Annotated in this window: 12 protein-coding genes, 1 pseudogene and 1 riboswitch; of the genes and pseudogenes, 7 read left to right on the top strand and 6 right to left on the bottom strand. The window is 66.5% G+C overall.

Annotation, left to right across the window (positions count from 1 at the left end; translation table 11 throughout):
* The first annotated feature begins 27 nt into the window (after positions 1-27).
* From NX773_RS21960 to NX773_RS21950, 3 genes and pseudogenes are all read left to right on the top strand, one after another.
* Positions 28-1716 carry a M14 family zinc carboxypeptidase gene (locus tag NX773_RS21960; RefSeq protein WP_258858376.1) on the top strand — a complete coding sequence of 563 codons (1689 nt, stop codon included), beginning with the start codon at positions 28-30 and terminating at the stop codon, positions 1714-1716.
* A gap of 111 nt (positions 1717-1827) precedes the next feature.
* A riboswitch (cobalamin riboswitch) is annotated at positions 1828-2029 on the top strand.
* A 109-nt stretch (positions 2030-2138) separates the two neighbouring features.
* Positions 2139-4145: pseudogene (locus tag NX773_RS21955) on the top strand (ribonucleoside triphosphate reductase).
* On the top strand, positions 4138-4821 hold the full coding sequence (locus NX773_RS21950; RefSeq protein WP_258858375.1) for an anaerobic ribonucleoside-triphosphate reductase activating protein: 684 nt from the start codon (positions 4138-4140) through the stop codon (positions 4819-4821). The pseudogene NX773_RS21955 and the gene NX773_RS21950 overlap by 8 nt, the downstream one beginning before the upstream one ends.
* Before the next feature lie 68 nt (positions 4822-4889).
* Here the strand turns inward: NX773_RS21950 and NX773_RS21945 are convergent, their stop codons facing one another.
* The 3 genes from NX773_RS21945 to NX773_RS21935 form a co-directional block, all read right to left on the bottom strand.
* Positions 4890-6704, bottom strand: a complete 1815-nt coding sequence (locus tag NX773_RS21945) for a DUF885 domain-containing protein (protein WP_258858374.1) — start codon at positions 6702-6704, stop codon at positions 4890-4892.
* A gap of 82 nt (positions 6705-6786) precedes the next feature.
* Positions 6787-7920 (bottom strand): branched-chain amino acid ABC transporter substrate-binding protein, encoded by a 1134-nt coding sequence (locus NX773_RS21940; protein WP_258858373.1) that lies wholly within the window; start codon positions 7918-7920, stop codon positions 6787-6789.
* Between the two features lie 67 nt (positions 7921-7987).
* Positions 7988-8473 (bottom strand): Lrp/AsnC family transcriptional regulator, encoded by a 486-nt coding sequence (locus NX773_RS21935; protein ID WP_258823114.1) that lies wholly within the window; start codon positions 8471-8473, stop codon positions 7988-7990.
* 149 nt (positions 8474-8622) lie between these two features.
* On the opposite strand from NX773_RS21935, the gene NX773_RS21930 reads away from it, so the two are divergent.
* From NX773_RS21930 to NX773_RS21920, 3 genes are all read left to right on the top strand, one after another.
* Positions 8623-10785, top strand: coding sequence for an aminotransferase class V-fold PLP-dependent enzyme (locus tag NX773_RS21930; RefSeq protein WP_258858372.1), 2163 nt, complete (start codon positions 8623-8625; stop codon positions 10783-10785).
* Positions 10786-10970: 185 nt separating this feature from the next.
* The gene (locus NX773_RS21925; RefSeq protein ID WP_258858371.1) at positions 10971-11822 is read left to right on the top strand and encodes an outer envelope protein; all 852 of its coding nucleotides are present in this window, start codon (positions 10971-10973) and stop codon (positions 11820-11822) included.
* A gap of 137 nt (positions 11823-11959) precedes the next feature.
* On the top strand, positions 11960-13618 hold the full coding sequence (locus NX773_RS21920) for a CehA/McbA family metallohydrolase (RefSeq protein WP_258858370.1): 1659 nt from the start codon (positions 11960-11962) through the stop codon (positions 13616-13618).
* Here the strand turns inward: NX773_RS21920 and NX773_RS21915 are convergent.
* Positions 13615-14169: a hypothetical protein gene (locus tag NX773_RS21915; RefSeq protein ID WP_258858369.1), complete on the bottom strand. Its 555-nt coding sequence runs from the start codon at positions 14167-14169 to the stop codon at positions 13615-13617. The genes NX773_RS21920 and NX773_RS21915 overlap by 4 nt on opposite strands.
* Positions 14170-14186: 17 nt before the next feature.
* Entirely contained in the window at positions 14187-14762 is a 576-nt protein-coding gene (locus tag NX773_RS21910) for a TMEM165/GDT1 family protein (protein ID WP_258858368.1), read from the bottom strand.
* 167 nt (positions 14763-14929) lie between these two features.
* Here NX773_RS21910 and NX773_RS21905 point away from each other — a divergent pair, with 167 nt between their 5' ends.
* Positions 14930-16534, top strand: coding sequence for a serine hydrolase (locus NX773_RS21905; protein WP_258858367.1), 1605 nt, complete (start codon positions 14930-14932; stop codon positions 16532-16534).
* 123 nt (positions 16535-16657) lie between these two features.
* Here NX773_RS21905 and NX773_RS21900 read toward each other — a convergent pair whose 3' ends face one another.
* Positions 16658-18187, bottom strand: coding sequence for a S1C family serine protease (locus NX773_RS21900; RefSeq protein ID WP_258858366.1), 1530 nt, complete (start codon positions 18185-18187; stop codon positions 16658-16660).
* Positions 18188-18302: the final 115 nt, after the last annotated feature.

Raw genomic sequence — 18302 nt, 5'->3', positions numbered from 1 at the left:
CTCGAAAAATTTACACCACCATCGACCATGTCCAACGCATTGACGACGCCTTTCGAGAAGGGCAACCAGAACCAGACCACCACCTGGGCCGATTGCATCGCCTGGTACGAACAGCTGGCGCGCGACTACCCGCGCGTGCTGCGCTTTGGCGTGATCGGCACCTCGGACGCGGGCGTGCCGATCCACGCCGGCGTGGTGAGCAGCGACGGCGTGTTCGACCGCGAGCAGATCAAGCAGGCCGGCCGCACGGTCTTCTTCAACAATAACGGCATCCACCCCGGCGAGCCGGAAGGCGTGGATGCCTGCATGGCGCTGGTGCGCGACTTCTGTACGCAGCCCGAGCGCCTGGCTGCGCTGGGCGAGACCGTGTTCCTGTTCGTCCCGCTGTACAACGTGGACGGCAGCCTGAATCGCAGCGACACCTCGCGCGTGAACCAGGACGGACCGGAGCAGTTCGGCTTTCGCGGCAACAGCCGCCACCTGGACCTGAACCGCGACTTCATCAAATGCGACACGCTGACCGCGCAGGTCTTCAACAAGTTCTTCACCTCGTGGGACCCGGACGTGATGGTCGACACCCACACCTCGAACGGCGCCGACTATTCGTACACGATGACCCTGATCCACACCCAGGCCGACAAGCTGGGCGGGGAGCTGGGCGGCTTTTTGCGCGACACCATGCTGCCCTTCATGTTCGGCGAAATGGCGCGCCGCGGCTGGCCGACCTGCCCGTACGTCAATCCGGTCAAGGACAGCCCCGACCACGGCATTGCCGAGTTCCTGGAGACGCCGCGCTTTTCGACCGGCTACGCGGCGCTGCACCACACGATCGGTTTCATGCCCGAGACGCACATGCTCAAGCCGTTCGCCGACCGCTACCACTCGATGCGCGCGCTGGTCGAGACCGCGCTCGACTTCACCATCGAGCACGGCGCGCAGATCAAGGCGCTGCGCCGCGCAGCCAGACAGGCGGACCGCATGCGCGCCGAGTGGCCGGTGCATTGGTCGATGGACGAAGCCAATCCGTCCAGCTTCCGCTTCAAGGGGTACGAGGCGATGTACAAGCCCAGCGTGCTCGGTGACTACACGCGCCTGTACTACGACCGCAGCAGCGCGTGGGAACGCGACATCGCCTACTTCAACCGATTCCCGGCCGACGTGACGGTGAAAGCGCCGCGCGCCTACGTGGTGCCGCAGGCGTGGCGCGAGGCGATCGAGCGCCTGCAGTGGAATGGCGTGCGGATGGAGCGTGTGGACAGCGACCGGACCGTGGAAGCGTCGTACTACCACGTCGTATCGGTGAGCTCGCGCCCGACTGCGTATGAAGGCCACATGTTCCACGACGACGTGCAGCTCGAAAAGCGGCGCGGCACCGTCGCGCTGCGCGCGGGCGACTACATCGTTCCGCTCGACCAGGACAACGCGCGCTATGCGGTCGAGACGCTCGAGCCGCTGGCACATGACAGCTTCTTCCGCTGGGGCTTCTTCAACAGCGTGCTGGAGAAGAAGGAAGCGTACTCGGACTATGTGTTCGAAGACCACGCCGAAGAGCTGCTGCGCGACGAGCCTGAACTGGCTGCCAGCTTCGCAAAGTGGAAGGCGGCCAATCCGTCGCTGCTCAAGGACCAGTCGGCGGTGCTCGACTTTATCTTTGCGAACTGCGCGCGTTACCGCGAGCCGGAATGGCGCCGTTATCCGGTGTTCATGGTGGAATGAGCAGTATCGTCCCGGCCGCCTGATCACCGGCCGGGCTACTAGATCTAGTGTGTTTTTGTCCTAGGTTAATATATTTAGTAGAAAAGCTTGATTTGGCCCAACCCCGCCTTCTATACTCGGTTCCGTTGTCGGTTCCTTTTTCTTGAGGGATTAAAAGGGAATCCGGTGCCGAGCCTGGCTCGAAATCCGGGGCTGCCCCCGCAACTGTCATCGGCGAGCGCTTCGCCGCCACATGCCACTGAACGTGTTCGGGAAGGCAGGTGAAGCGCGTTGATCCGAGAGCCAGGAGACCTGCCGCAACGCGATTTTTTCCTTTGAACGGGGCGGGGTGTCCCGGCGAGAAGTCGCGCTTGTTTTCCAGCTGGTTCGCGTGCCGATTGGCCGGCTTTGCCGCCGCTCGACCGTGCGCCCCCGCTGGCGGCATGGCGCAGCGCCGACGCTCCACCCCCCAACGCGGAGCACGGCCCATGCTGCACCTTCAGGTTTTGCCACCAACGCCCGCCAGTCCGGCGGCCGACAACAGCCGTACCCTGGTCGACGTCGCCGCCAGCGTCGACGAATACCTCGAGCGCGCCGACTGGCGCGTGCGCGCCAACGCCAACCAGGGCTATTCGCTCGGTGGCCTGATCCTGAACGTATCGGGCAAGGTGATCGCCAACTATTGGCTGTCGCAGGTGTACCCGCCCGAGATCGGCCAGGCCCACCGCGAAGCCGATTTCCACATTCATGACCTCGATATGCTGTCCGGCTACTGCGCGGGCTGGTCTTTGCGCCAGGTGCTGTACGAGGGCTTCAACGGCGTGCCGGGCAAGCCCGAGGCCGACCCGCCCAGGCACTTCTCCACCGCGCTGGGCCAGATGGTCAACTTCCTCGGCACCCTGCAGAACGAGTGGGCGGGGGCGCAGGCGTTCAGTTCGTTCGACACCTACCTGGCGCCGTTCGTGCGCAAGGACGCGCTTGGATACGAACAGGTGCGGCAGGGGATGCAGGAGTTCATCTACAACCTCAACGTGCCATCGCGCTGGGGCACGCAGACACCGTTCACCAACCTCACCTTCGACTGGGTGTGCCCGGAAGACCTGCGCGAGCAGGTGCCGGTCATCGGCGGCGCCGAGATGCCGTTCGCGTACGGCGACCTGCAAGAAGAGATGGACCTGATCAATCGCGCCTACATCGAGGTGATGAGCGCGGGCGACCGGCGAGGCCGCGCGTTCACCTTCCCGATCCCGACCTACAACATCACCAGCGATTTCCCGTGGGAGTCGCCCAACGCCGAGCGCCTGTTCGCGATGACGGCCAAGTACGGCCTCCCGTACTTCCAGAACTTCCTGAACTCGGACATGAAGCCGAACCAGATTCGTTCGATGTGCTGCCGCCTGCAACTGGACCTGCGCGAGCTGCTCAAGCGCGGCAACGGGCTGTTCGGTTCGGCCGAGCAGACCGGCTCGATCGGAGTGGTGACGCTGAACTGCGCGCGCCTTGGCTACCTGTACGCGGGCGACGAGCGGGCCTTGATGGCGCAGGTGGACCGCCTGGCCGACCTTGCGCGCGACAGCCTCGAGATCAAGCGGCGCCTGGTGCAGCGCCTGATGGACGAGGGCCTGTTCCCGTACTCCAAGCGCTACCTCGGCACGCTGCGCAACCACTTCTCGACCATCGGCGTGAACGGCGTGAACGAGATGGTGCGCAACTTCAGCGGCGGCACGGCGGACATCAGCAGCGAACAGGGGCACGCGCTGGCGCTGCGCCTGCTGGAGCGCCTGCGCGAGCGCATGCGTGCCTACCAGGAGGAGACGGGCAACCTGTACAACCTGGAAGCGACACCGGCCGAAGGCACCACCTACCGCTTCGCCAAGGAAGACCGCAAACGCTGGCCCGGCATCCTGCAGGCCGGCAGCGAGCAGCGCCCGTACTACACCAACTCGACCCAGCTGCCGGTCGGTTTTACCGACGATCCGTTCGAAGCGCTCGCGCGGCAGGACCAACTGCAGACCCGCTACACGGGCGGCACGGTGCTGCACCTGTACATGCGCGAGCGCATCTCATCGGCCGAGGCGTGCCGCAACCTGGTGCGCACCGCGCTGTCGCGTTTCCGTCTTCCGTACATCACGGTGACGCCGACGTTTTCGATTTGCCCGGTCCACGGCTACCTGGCCGGGGAACACGAGTTCTGCCCGCGCTGCGACGAGGAACTGCTCGCGCGCCGCGCTTCCTGATCACCCACCCGAACCAAGAAAGGAAATCCCATGTCCGACAAACACCAACAACACCAGCTCGCCGACCACGAACGCCAGCGCTGCGAGGTCTGGACCCGCGTGATGGGCTACCACCGCCCGGTATCGGAGTTCAACCCCGGCAAGCAGGGCGAGCACCACGAGCGCCGCCATTTCACCGAAGCGCGCGCGCTGCCGGCGATGGCGCATGCGTGAACACAGGGAGGTGGCGGTCGGCGGACTGGCGCCGTTCACCACCATCGACTTCCCGGGACGGCTGGCCGCAGTCGTTTTCACGCAGGGCTGCCCGTGGCGCTGCGGCTACTGCCACAATCCGCACCTGCTGCCGCGCGAGCCGGCCGCGCCCGGCGCCACGTCGTGGCAGCAGGTGCTGGCGTGGCTGCACTCAAGGCGCGGGCTGCTGGACGGTGTGGTGTTCAGCGGCGGCGAGCCGCTGCTGCAGCGCGGCCTGCCGGATGCGCTGGCCCAGGTGCGAGCGCTCGGTTTTGCCACCGCCCTGCACACGGGCGGCGCCTATCCTGAACGGCTGCAGGCCGCGCTGCCGCTGCTGGACTGGGTGGGTTTTGATGTGAAGGCGCCATTCGACGCTTACGAACGCATCACCGGCGCGGACAGCGGAGACGCCGCGCGCGAATCGCTGCGGCGGTTGTTGGCCTCAAGTGTGGCGCATGAGGTGCGCTGCACGGTCGATCCGTCGATGTTGGACCCGGACGATGTGGAGAGGATGTCCCGGCAGGTGGCCGGGATGGGAGTGCGAAACCTGGTATTGCAGCCGGTCCGGCGCGACGGCCAGCGGATCAGCTTTCCCGCACGGCCCATGACCGGGGCGGTGCAGGCTGCGGGGTTACAGGTGGAACTGCGGGTCGGGTAGCCGTTGCTGCGGTCACGCATGCGTTGGCTGGACGCGTGGGCGGGAAACCCGCCCACCCTACATTGCGACTAGCGCGAAGCCGCGATCCAGCGGTCCACCTTCGTCTCCAGCAGCGACAGCGGCAGCGTGCCCTCGTCCAGCACGATCTCGTGGAACCTGGGCAGGCTGAACTTCGGCCCCAGCGCCTTCTCCGCGCGCTGGCGCAGTTCCTGGATCTTGAGCGCGCCCACCTTGTAGCCCAGCGCTTGCGCCGGCCATGCCATGTAGCGTTCGGTCTCGCTGCGCGCCAGCGATTCCGGATAGCCCAGCGTCTCGCGCATGTACTGGATCGACTGCTCGCGCGTCCAGCCCTTGGCGTGCATGCCGGTGTCCACCACCAGCCGCACGGCGCGCAGCATCTCGTCGTTCAGGTGGCCGAACCAGTCCTCGGGCTTGTTGTACAGGCCCATCTCGGTGCCCAGCGTCTCGGCATACAGCGCCCAGCCTTCGGTGAACGCGTTGTTGCCGCCGAACTTGCGGAAGTTGGGCAGGTTCAGCTCCTGCATCAGCGCGATGTGGAAGTGGTGGCCCGGCTGGCCCTCGTGCAGGAACAGCGTCACCATGCCGGTGCTGCCGTACTGTTTAGGATCGTTCACCACCGACCAGAACACGCCGGGGCGTGTGCCGTCCACCGCCGGCGGCGTGTAGTGGTCCGAGGCGGTGGCGCGCGACAGCTCGGGCTCGAGGCGCAGGTCGAGCGGCGTCTTTGGCCGCAGCGAAAACAGCTTGGGCAGCTTCTGGCGCAGCTCGGCGTCGAGCTTGCGGTACACGTCGATCACTTCCTTGTCGGTCTTGAACGGCTTGAACCTGGCTTGCTCCGATACCCACGCCGGCAGGCCGCCGGCCGGGCCGTTGTAGCCCATCTTCGGCCCGATGCGCGCGTATTCGCCCTGGATGCGCGCCACTTCGCGCAGGCCGGTCTGGTGGATCTGCTCTGGCGTGAGCGCGGTGGTGGTCTGGCTGGCAACGCGCGCCAGGTACCACGCCTTCCCGTTCGGCAGGGCGCTCCAGCCGGTGCTGGTGCGGCAGTGCGGCAGGTATTCCTTTTCGATGAAGGTCGCAAGGCGCGCCAGCGCGGGGTTGAGCGTCTTGTCGATGGTGCCGCGATAGGCCTCGGTGAGCTCGCGTTTTTCCGCGTCCGTGAACCTGGCCGGGAAGTGCTTCACCGGCGTGTAGTAGATGTTTTCGTCAAGCTTGTTCGACACCAGCTGCTTGAACTGCGGCAGGGCCGACTTCATCAGCGCTTGCGGCTGCACGACCCCTAGCCTGACCCCTTCGCGCATGTTGGCGATCGCCTGGTCGATCCACGGACCGAGCTGGCGCAGGCGGTTCAGGTAGGCCTTGTAGTCGCGCACCGTGACCAGCGGCTGCGCGCCTTCGCCGCTGGCGTAGTTCGCGAGCATGACGGGCACGCTGTCCATCTGGTTAATCGGCAGCAGGTGCTCGGGGAAGGGCTCGAAGCGCAGCGCCGTCTTGAGCTCGTAATCGAGGATGTCGTAGCTGGTCCGGTCGGTGGGCGTCAGCTGCTCGCGGGGGATCGCGTGCAGGCGCTTGAGGTAGCCCTTGTACAGGCCGAACTGCTTTGCGCGCTCGGCCGGCGAGATCGACATGCCGATCTGGTCGTAGAAGCGGTTGTCGCCGCTTTCGCCCGCGGCCACAGGGTCGAAGCGCGCCAGCGCGTCATAGTATTCGTCGGCGAGCGCGCCAAGCTGCTTGCCCGCTACGCTCACCTGGGCAGGATGCGCGGCGCTGGATACGGCCGGTGCGGCCGTGTCGGCAGATGCGCCGGCGCATGCCAGTGCGGCGGCGATGGCGAGCGCGCCGAGTGCGGATTTGTTGTTCATGAATGGAGTCCTGGAGTGGTGTTGGCGTCAAGCGGCGACAAGGATACCCCTTGCGCCGCCGAGCCGCCGGAACGCTTGCTGTTCAATAGCTCGCCAGTGGCGAAAGCGCGCCGTTCTTGAAGGTGTACACCGTGACGGTGGTCTTTTTCAGGTTGCCCGCCGGGTCGTAGGCATAGGTGCCCACCACGCCCTGGTAGCTGCCCGAGCGCAGTGCGGCATTCACCTTGGCCGGTTCGACCGAGTTGGCGGTCTTCATGGACTGGGCGATGAACATCGTCTGGTCGTAGAACGAGGGGGCGTACACGTCCGGGTCGCGCTTGAAGCGCGCCTTGAACTTGGCGATGAAGGCCGGGCCGGCCGCCTGCTTTTCGAGGATTGCGCCGGCCTGCGCGCAGCGCACGTTGTCGCCCACGGCGTCGCCGCCCAGCTTGGCCATCTCGGGGCTGCACAGCGTGTCGCCGCCCAGGAGTTTGGCGGTCATGCCGAACTGCTTCATCTGGCGCGCCATGGGCGCGGCTTGCGGGGCGTAGCCGCCAAAGAAAATCGCATCCACGCGCTTGGCCTTGAGCGCCGTGAGGATGGCCGAGAAGTCGCTGGCCTTGTCGTTGGTGAACTCGCGGCCCACCACGTTCATGCCGGCGGCCTTGGCGCGGCGCGTGAATTCGTCCGCGATGCCCTGGCCGAATGCGGTGCGGTCGTCGATCACGCCGATGTTCTTGATCTTCAGGTCCTTGGCCGCGTAGTTCGCCACCGAGCCTCCCACCTGAGTGTCGCTGGCGACGATGCGAAACACGGTGCCGTAGCCGCCCTGCGTGATCTTGGGGTTGGTGCCGACCGTGGACATGAGCACGCCGGCGTCGTTGTAGATGCGCGAAGCGGGAATGGCCACGCCCGAGTTGTATGGCCCCAGCACGTACTTGACGCCCGCGTCCACGAACTTCTGCGCCACGTTCACGCCGGCCTTGGGGTCGCCCTGGTCGTCCTCGGACACGAGCTCGAAGCGGACCGTCTTGCCGCCCACCTTGATTTTCTGCGCGTTGAGCTCCTCGACCGCGAGGCGCACGCCGTTTTCGTCGTCCTTGCCGGCGAAGGCGTTCGGGCCGGACAGCGGTCCGGACACGCCGATTTTCACTACCTGTTCATCCGCCGCCGCGGCGTGCGATGCGAGCAGCAGCGCGGCAAGCGCGAGCGGCGCCGCTTTCATGGTCGATGGCATTGAGTTGTCTCCGTTGTTATCGAACGGCCGACATCATCGCAGATTTTTCGCCGATGCGGGTAGGCGCTCAGGCCGGCAAGCCGTGCGAGATCAGTTCCAGCGGCAGCGCGGTGGTGGACTTGATCTGCTCCATCGAGAACGCCGACGACACCCCGGTCAGCTGGGCGGTCTTGATCAGCTTCTTGTAGAAACGGTCGTAGCCGTCGATGTCGGTGGTGACCACCTTGAGCAGGTAGTCCACGTCGCCGCTCATGCGGTGGAACTCGAGCACCTCGGGCAGCGCCGTGACGGCCGAGGCGAAGCGCTCCAGCCATTTTTCGTCGTGCTCGCTGGTGCGCACGCTGACGAACACGGTCACCGGCAGCCCGACCTTCTGGCGGTTGACGATGCTGACGCGGCTTTCGATATAGCCCTCTTCCTCCAGCCGCTTGACCCTTTTCCAGCAGGGGGTGCTGGACAGGCCGACCTTTTCGGACAGGCCGGAAATGGAAAGGGTGGCGTCGGCCTGGAGCGCAGCCAAAATCGCGCAATCAAACTTATCGAGTGAATTCATTTTCAATTTTTGTGATTATGAGAACACTTCTGCTTTATTTTGACCACAAATCAGAGATTTTGGAACGTCTTCTTCTGCGCAACTTTGTAACATATTACCCAACAATAACACGAACCGAGCCACTATTTTAGGTTTTTGGCAATTTTTTTATGAACAACGAGATTTATCTGGACGCGAACGCCACCTGTGCCACCCTGCCTGTCGCCGTCGAGGCGGCGGTGGACGTGATGGCGGAGCGCTTCGGCAACCCGAGCAGCAGCCATGCAACCGGCATACGCGCCAAGCGGGTGCTGGACGAGGCGCGCGCCTGTGCCCGGCGCGTGATTGGCGCGGGCGGCGGCCGGCTGATGTTCACGAGCGGCGCAACCGAAGGCATCCAGACGGCGGTGGTGTCGGCCCTGGCGCAGGTGCGCGAACGGCAGCTGGCGGGCCAGCCCTGCGGCACGCTGCTGGTGTACGGCGCGACCGACCACAAGGCGGTGCCCGAGAGCCTGGCGCACTGGAACCGGCTGCTCGGGACCAAGCTGGAACTGGCCTGCCTGCCGGTCGATGGCAAGGGCCGCCACCGGCTGGACGTGCTGCGCGCGCTGGCGCCGGAGGCCGCGCTGGTGTGCACCATGGCGGCGAACAACGAGACCGGCGTGGTCTCCGACCTGGCGGGCATCGAAGCGGTGATGCGCGAAGAGGGCCGCGAGGCGCTGTGGATGGTGGACTGCGTGCAGGCGCTCGGCAAGCTGCCGCTCGCGCTGGCGGACACCCGCATCGACTACGCGCCGTTTTCGGGCCACAAGCTGTCGGCCCCGAAGGGCATCGGCATGCTGTACGTGCGCGAAGGCGCGCCGTTCACGCCGCTGATCGCGGGCGGCGGGCAGGAAGGGGCGCAGCGCTCGGGTACCGAGAACATGGCCGGCATCGCGGCCTTCGGCGCGGTGCTCAAGGCGCTGGAGCAGGGCGGCGTGTTCCGCAGCCACGGCGAGCTCGCGGCATACCGCGAGCGGATCGTGCTGGCGCTGCGCGAGGCTTTTCCCGGCATCGTATTCAACGCGCCGTTCGACCTGGCGCTGCCGACCACGATCAACTTTTCGGTGCCGGGCCTGGCCAGCCGCGAAGTGCTGGACCTGTTCGACGCGACGGGCGTGCGCGTGAGCGCGGGATCGGCCTGTTCGGCATCCAAGGCTCAGCCGAGCTATGTGCTGCAGGCGATGCAGCTGCCGGCGTGGCGCGCGACCTCCGCCGTGCGGCTGTCGTTTGGCCCGCAGGTGGACGCTGCGTTCATCGACGCTGCCTGCCAGCGCATCGTCCGCTGTGGCGCTGCGCTGCGTGCCGACCCGCTTGCCTTGTCCGGCCAGGCGCGCGGCGCCGGCGTGCTGCAAATGAGCTGCGAGGGCCGCGCCGGCTGGCTGGTGTTCGAGCAGCGTGAGGAGCTGTGCGTGGCGATCGACCCGCCCGCGGCGCTGGCGGCGCGCATCGCGGCGCTGGCACGCTCGCACGGCTATGCAGTACGCGCGGTGCTGACGACGGAAGACGACGCGCAGGCGCGTGCCGGCTGCGACGCGCTGTGCAGCGCACTGGCCGAAAGCGGTGTGCTGTTCGAGGCCGGCTGGCCGCGCCAGGGTGCCAGCGTGCGGCTGGGCGACGCCAGCGTCGTGCCGGCGATCAGGATCGGCGACCAGTGGCTGGCGCGCGTGGCGCAGGGCGAGGACGCGTTCTACCTGCTCGGCGCCGCCAACGGCCCGGACCTTCCGGCATCCGATGTGCGCTTTGCCTTTATCGGCGGCGCCCAGGCGCCCGGTTGCGCCGAAGGTGTGCCGCTGGCGCGCATGCGCGGCGCGACCGAACGGCTTGCCTCGCTGGTGAATGCGGACACGGCGCTGTGCCGCAGCGTCGAATCGGACACGCCGCCGTGGAGCACGCCGGCAGCACTGGCGCACGGCGGCGGCGTGCTTGGTTCGCTGCTGGCGGTGCAGCCGCTGCTGTGCCGTCCGGCGCTCGCTGGCGTGGCCAACGTCCTGCAGGTCGAGCAGCAGTCGCTGGAGCGCTTCCTGGCCACGCATCCGGACGCGGTGCTGGTCGACGTGCGCGAACCCGCCGAGCACGCGGCGGGCCCGGCAACGCTGCACGGCCGCGCGGCACTGAACGTGCCCATGTCGCGGCTGGCCGAGCAGGCCGGGCGCTGGCTGCGCGACGAATCGCGGCCGCTGGTGTTCGTCTGCCGCAGCGGCAACCGCAGCGCGCGCGCGGCCCTGCAGCTGCAGCGGATCGGCTATGCGCAGGCATGGCATCTGTCCGGCGGGATGGCGCTGGCGACGTAGCCGCACCCGGGTTGGCGCAAGCCGGCCAGGGCGGCGAACTATGGCGTAGATGAGACAGGGATGGGACGGATGGCACTGCTTGCGGCTACACTACGCGCGGGCACGCCGTCCAGCCAGGCTGGCGTGCGACAGGCCGCTTGCAGCGGGACATTACAAACAGCACCAACCCATCCATGAAAAAAACCATGAAACTCGCGGCTTGCGCCGCCCTCGCGCTGGTTTCCGGCATCAGCCAGGCCGCTGACTGGAGCGACACCGCCATCAGCTGGCGCCACGGCGAGACCTTCCGCGAACCCTTCAATCCCACCAACATCAGCAAGAACATCTTCGCGCTGACGCATTCGAGCGGCTACAAGTACGGCGTCAACTACTTCAACCTCGACCTGCTGCAGTCGGACCACAACGACCCGGGCTCGCTGACGCAGAAATCGGGCGCGCAGGAAGCCTACGTGGTGTACCGCCACACGCTCGACATCGGCAAGGTGATGGGCCAGGAGCTGGCGTACGGCGCGGTCAAGGGCGTGGGCGCGACCGTCGGCTTCGACTGGAACACCAAGAACGACGTCGGCTACAACTCGCGCAAGCGCATGCTGGTGCTGGGCCCGACGCTGATGTGGGACGTGCCGGGCTACCTGAACACGAGCGTGCTGCTGCTTCGCGAAAGCAACGCCCCGTCCGGCGCCTTCCCGCCGATCTCGCAAGTGACCGACCGCTACACGTACGAGACCCACCCGATGCTGTCGGCCAACTGGGGCATCCCGGTGGCCGCGGTGGAGGGCCTGTCGTTCGAAGGCTACCTGAACTGGATCGCCGCCAAGGGCCGCGACGAAGTGGGCAACGGCACCGGCGCCGAAACCCACCTGGACATGCAACTGATGTACGACGTGGGCCGCCACTTCAACCAGCCGAAGAACCGCTTCCGCGTGGGCTTCGAGTACGAACTGTGGAACAACAAGTTCGGCAATACCGAGCGGACCACCGGCGGCAAGGGCCAGCGTGCCACCACCCCGATGGTGCGTGCCGAGTACCACTTCTGATCGCGGCAACTTAGTAATTTCCGGCGGGAACCCCAATTCCCGCCGGCTTGGCCTTTTGTCAATTTCAGTGATTGAAATGGCAACTTCGGCCCATGTCAGCGCAAGGTCTTCACTGATGCAATTGCAACAATTGCATCATGAAAACCTCAATCTTTTCCCCCATTCCCTTCGTCCTGTTCGCCGCCTGCGCCTGTGCCGTTGCAGCGCCCGCGCCGGTCGAGCACGGCGAGTTCGAAGCCACGCTGTACGCGCCGTTCGCAGGCGACCCGGCCGCTCCGCCCGGCCATCGCGATGCCCGCAACTTCACGCTCACCTTCGACTTTCCCGGCCTGTCGCAGCCGAAGCAGGTGGACTGGCGGCTCGACCTGCTGGCGCCCGGCGGCAAGCCGGTCAAGACCTGGCGCGGCATGCGCGCGATGCGGCAGGTCCCGGTGAACATCGACGTGCACTGGGACGGCACGGTGGCCGGCACGCGCGCCCGCGCCGGCGTGTACACGGCGCGCATGCGCGCCAGCGTGCGCGGCGCGCCGCCCGAGGAGGCGGTGGAACAAGCCTGGCCGGTGGAAGTGGGCCCGGTGGCGCCGCTGACGATGCCGCGTTTCGACGCGCTGCCCACGGCGCGCACCGTGCGCCAGCCGCAGGCCGCGCCATCGACCGCTTCGCTGCCGTACACCGTTTACCTGGGCAACCTGCACAGCCAGACCAACCACAGCGACGGCGGCGCCGAGCTTGCGGCTTGCGACGGCGCCCAGCAGCCGCAGGCCGGGCGCTACGGCCCGACGGATGCCTACGCCTACGCGCGCGGCCGCGGGCTCGACCTGTTGATGACGTCGGAGCACAACCACATGTACGACGGCTCCGATGGCAGCAACCCAAACGCCGACGCGGCCAAGGCCAAGGCGCTGTTCCACGGCGGTCTCGATGCGGCCAGCGCGTTCTCGGGCGCGCATCCCGGCTTCCTCGCCATCTACGGGCTGGAGTGGGGTGTGATCAGCAACGGCGGCCACCTGAACATCTTCAATGCGACCGAGCTCCTGGGCTGGGAGAAGAACGCCGGCGGTGAACTGGTGGCCGATACATTCACCGCGCGCAGCGACTACGGCGCGCTGTACACGCTGATGAAGCAGCGTGGCTGGGTCGGCCAGTTCAACCACCCGTCCGTGAGCGGTCAGTTCGTCGTCAACGGCGTGGCGCTGGGCTACACGCCAGACGGCGACCAGGCGATGGCGTTGTGCGAGGTGTTGAACAGCACCGCGTTTTCGAACAACGACAGTGAAACCGAGACGCGCCGCAGCAGCTTCGAAATGGCCTGCAACAAGCTGCTGGAAGCGGGCTACCACGTCGCCTTCAGCAGCGACCAGGACAACCACTGTGCCAACTGGGGCGTCTCTTACACCAACCGCACCGGCGTGCTGGTGCCGGCGGGTACGCCGCTAACGCTGGGCAGCTTTCTGGATGCAGTGCGCGCGCGGCGCGTGTTTGCGACGATGGACAAGGGCTCGCAGCTGGTGCTGACCGCGAACGGGCACCTGATGGGCGAGCGCTTCGCGAGCAGCGGGCCGCTGACGCTGGTCGCCAATTTCGCGAACGACGCCGGCAAGACAGTGGCGGCGGTGGCCATCATGGAAGGCGTCCCGGGGCGCAATGGCACGGTCACGCAGCTGTCCGCAACCGCCACCACCACGTTCACGCCAACCCCGGGCGAGCACTTCTACTACGCCAAGGTGACGCAGTCCGACGGCAACGTGCTGTGGTCCGCGCCGGTGTGGGTGACGCAAGCGGGTTCGAAGCCCTAGCGCCCGGCTGGCGCCACCCGGTCGAACACCAGCTGGTCGATCATGCGCCACGGCTTGTCGTCCGCGCGCACTTCAAAAACCATGCCAAAGCTGTTGTCCGACAGGCGGCTGAAGGTAAAGCGCTCTTCGCGCAGAGGTTCGCGCGACACGGTGCGCGCGAAGGCCAGCGCGCCACCGGCCCAGCCGTCGCTGGTGAAGGTGCGTGCCGTGCCGCTGCTGTCGTTGAGCGTCATGACCAGCTTGTGCGAGGCGGTCTCGATGCCCCACATGCCCAGCGCCTTGTACTTGTTGGGCGCGCGGTCGGTGTGGCGGTACTGCAGCCACTGGCCGTCCAGCTCGGGGTGAAAGCTCACGTCGGCCTCGATCGGCCTGCCCGACGCGAACTGGCCGCGCCCGGACCACTCGCCGGTAAAGAAGCTTGCGATGTCGGCCGGTACGCGCACCGGCGGCTCGAACCTGGGCTGGGTGGCCGGGGCGGCGGCAGCCTGCGCAAGACAGGCGCTCGTGGCGCCGGCCAGCAGGGCGGCCAGCAGCAGACGGGGAAGGATCATGGGTCGCTCCCGAGTGATCAGAAACCGAACTGGGCGCCGGCCCCCAGCAGGGTAAGCACGCCCAGCACCGCGAAGATCAGCGCGGCCAGGCCGTGCACGAGCTTGAGCGGCACCTTGCCTGCGATGCGCTCGCCGAAGTACACGGCGGGCACGTTCGCCAGCAGCATGCCGACGGTGGTGCCGGCCACCACCGCCGCCATGGACTGGAAGCGCGCCGCCAGCGCCACCGTCGCAATCTGGGTCTTGTCGCCCATCTCGGCCAGGAAGAACGCGATCAACGTGGTCAGGAACACGCCGTAGCGCGCCAGCTTGGATTCTTCTTCGTCGATCTCGTCCGGCACCAGAATCCACGCCGCCATGGCAAGGAAGGACAGGCCCAGCACCCAGCGCATCACGTTCGGCCCGAGCAGCTGGCTGACCAGCGCGCCCACGGCCGCGGCGAACGCATGGTTGGCGATGGTCGCCACGAAGATGCCGGCCACGATCGGCAGCGGGCGGCGAAAGCGGGCGGCCAGCAGGAAGGCCAGCAGCTGGGTTTTGTCGCCGATTTCGGCAAGCGCGACGATGCCGGTCGAGATGAGGAACGCTTCCATGGAAGGTGGGGGCTGGAAAAGCCGCGATGATAGCAGAGGCTCCACCTGCGCGCTCGTCAATACCCGCGGCGGCTCGCTTTCGCGGGAAGGTTGAAAGTGCTATCCTGCCCGCGCCCGGCCGACTCAGCCATGCAGCCAACAACGCCAACAACGATAAGGAAGACCGCATGAAACGCCTCTCAGCAGCACTCCTCCTCGCCTTTTCCGCCGCCGGCGTGTTCGCACATGATGCGGCAGCGCCGGTCGCCGCGCCCGTTGTCGCCAGCGCATCGAGCCTGGAGGCCGACGTCAACCGCGTGATGAAAGCGTTCGACGTGCCCGGCATCGCCATCGCGGTGGTGAAGGACGGGCAGGTGGTGGCGGCCCAGGGCTTTGGCGTGCGCAAGCTGGGCGCGCCGGACAAGGTCGATGGCAAGACGCTGTTCGAAATCGCATCCAACTCCAAGGCATTCACCGCCGCCGCGCTGGCGATGCTGGTGGATGAGGGCAAGCTGGCCTGGGACGATCCGGTGACCAGGCACCTGCCGGACTTCCAGATGTACGACGCCTACGTCACGCACGAGATGACGGTGCGCGACCTGCTCACGCACCGCAGCGGCCTTGGCCTGGGCGCGGGCGACCTGCTGTGGTGGCCGACCACCAACTTCAGCACCGACGAGATCATCCAGAAGCTGCGCTACATCCGTCCCGCGACGAGCTTTCGCAGCAGCTATGCGTATGACAACCTGCTGTACATCGTGGCCGGCAAGATCATCGCCGCCAAGTCGGGCAAGACCTGGGGCGAGACGGTGCGCGAGCGCATCCTCAACCCTGTGGGCATGACCGGCACCACCACCAGCCTGGCCGAGAACGAAGGCAATCCTGACCTGGCCAACGCGCACAGCAAGATCGACGGCAAGATCGCCGCGGTGAAGTCGATGCCGGTGCCCAATGCGATCGGCGCGGTGGGCATCAACACCAACGCCGAGGATATCGCCAAGTGGATGAAGGTACTGCTCGACGGCGGCCGCATCGGCGTGGACGCGAGCGGCAAGGAAGTGCGCCTGTTCTCTGCCCGTCAGGCGCGCGAACTGTGGACCGCGCAGACGCCGATCCGCATTGGCGAGGCGCCGACTGCGATGGCGACCATCAAGCCGAACTTCTCGGCCTACGGCCTGGGCTTCCAGCTGCGCGACTACCGCGGCAAGCTGCTGGCCATGCACGGCGGCGCGCTGCAGGGCTTCTATTCCAAGGTGCTGCTGGTGCCGGAATCAAAGCTGGGCATTGCGATCCTGACCAACGCCGAAAGCGGCGGCTCGCTCAACGCGCTCACCTATGCGCTGCTGGACCGCTACCTCGGCGTGCAGGGTGGCCCGGACTGGATCAAGGTGGTGGCCGATCTTGAAGAAGAAATGCACGCCAAGGAGATGGCGCGGCTGAAGAACGCCAGCGCCGCGCGCGCCGCCAAGTCGCAGCCGTCTCTGCCGCTGGCCGCGTACGACGGCGAGTACGAGGACGCCTGGTATGGCAAGGCGCTGATCAGCCACGTGGGCAAGAAGCAGGTGCTCACCTTCACGCGCACGCCGGACCTGGTCGGCGAGCTTGAGCACTTCCAGCATGACACCTTCATCGTGCGCTGGAAGGAGCGCAACTTCAATGCGGACGCCTACGTCACGTTCTCGCTCAACCCGGACGGCAGCATCGAGCGCATGAAGATGAAGCCGATCTCCACCGAGACCGACTTCAGCTACGACTTCCAGGACCTGACCTTCGTGCCGGTCAAAAAAGGCTGACCCCGGCGTAGGGTGGGCAGGTTTCCTGCCCACGCGTTCAAACTATGTTGGATTAGCCCGCGCGGGGGCGATGCCCGCAGGCGTTGAACGCGTGGGCGGGAGACCCGCCCACCCTACGATCATTCAGGCCGACTTCCCGTTCCACACTTCCATCATGTCCGGCGAGCCCTGCGTGCGGATGCCGTTGTCCTGCAGGATGCCGTCGGTCGCATCGAGCATGGCCTTGCGCGGCAGGACCATCGTTTCCCCATAGCGCTGGTCAAAGCGCAGCACGACGTTGTCGTCCTTCAGGTCGCGCAGCACCTGCACCAGGTGCCGCAGGCTCTTCACGTGCACGCCGTTGACCGAATCGACCACCGACGCAAAGTGCGGTCCGTAGCCGTTCACCAGCTTGTGCGGAAAAAACGGCGCTGCGATCACGACCAGCTCATCGTGCTCGGCGTCGGGCTGGTCGCCCCGGCGCGTGACCAGCGGGTTGGCGTTGAAGCTGAACGCGTTCAGCGCCGGCGCATTCGCGCTCAGGAACGACAGGTATTCGGCGGTCGCGCGCGAGAACACGATCGGGCCGTACACGAAGTATGACGGGTAGCCGCCGTTCAGGTCGGGGATGAGCAGCTTGCGCGGGCCGCTTACCGGCACCTGCACCTGCATGGTCTTGCCGGCGCGGACGATCGTCAGCGGCACCTTGCCGTCCCTGGTCACGTGCTGCAGGTGGTACTGGAAGCGCACCCGCAGGTTCTGCCCCAGCTTGACCATGCCCTGGTTGTCGATCGGGTATTCGCCGATGTGCGTCACCACATCCCATTCCTTCAGCGGATACGCGGCGTCCTTGCCGGCCGGGTGGCTCACCACCAGTCCCTCCACCGACTTGTCCAGCTTCAGGAACTGGCGCAGCACGGGGTTCTCAAGCGTCTGCAGGTCGTCGTGGATCGACAGCTTGTCGTTGGCCAGGCCGGTGGCCACGTTCTTGAGGAACAGGTCGATCTCTTCGTTCGGGATGATGTAGCCGATGTTCTGCGCGTTCGTCACGCCCGAGAACGCAAGGCCGGCCAGCTTGTCGCCGACCACCACCGCGCCGCCGCTGTTGCCCGGATTGATCGGCGCGTCCACCTGGATCCGCAGGCCCGAGTTGCCGTAGCTGTAGGGGACGAACTCGATGCGCGAGATGACGCCCTTGGTGGTGGACAGCGAGTTGCCGCCGATCGGATAGCCGTACGCGAACACGGGCTCGCCCACGTCCGGCAGCGCTTTGGCGCGCGGCACTGGCGGGTGCGTGTCGAAGAACGATTCGTCATCCAGCTTGAGCAGCGCAAGGTCCATGCCGCGCGAGATCGCCACCACCGTGGCGGGCATCTTGTCGCCCGACTGGCTGGCCTGCACCTCGACCTGGCTGGCGTAGCCGACCACGTGCGCATTGGTCAGGATGCGCTTGCCCTCGATGACCACGCCAGAGCCGCTGACCGACGAGGGCGCGGCCTTGGTCCACGGCTTGAGCGGGTCCGGGCGGCGCAAGGTGCTGAAGACCTTGACCACCGAGTTGCTCACGACGGCGGCGAGCGCCGGCGCCTGGGCTGGCGGGATGTTTTCGGCGGCGTGTGCGCCAAGGCTGGCGGCGGCGAAGAGTGCAACGACGGTCAGGCGGACGAGGTTCATGGGCGGCATCGATGAGTTAGGGTCATGTTGTTGAGGAAATATACACGACCGTGTTTGCCTGTGGCGTGCACGGCCGCGTTGCGCCAGTGCGTATGCATACATACAGGATTTGTCG

The organism is Massilia solisilvae (assembly GCF_024753215.1).
Classification (GTDB): Bacteria; Pseudomonadota; Gammaproteobacteria; order Burkholderiales; family Burkholderiaceae_D; genus Telluria; species Telluria solisilvae.
Note: the sequence above shows the minus strand (reverse complement) of the source record. Positions and strands in the feature narration are given on the sequence as shown.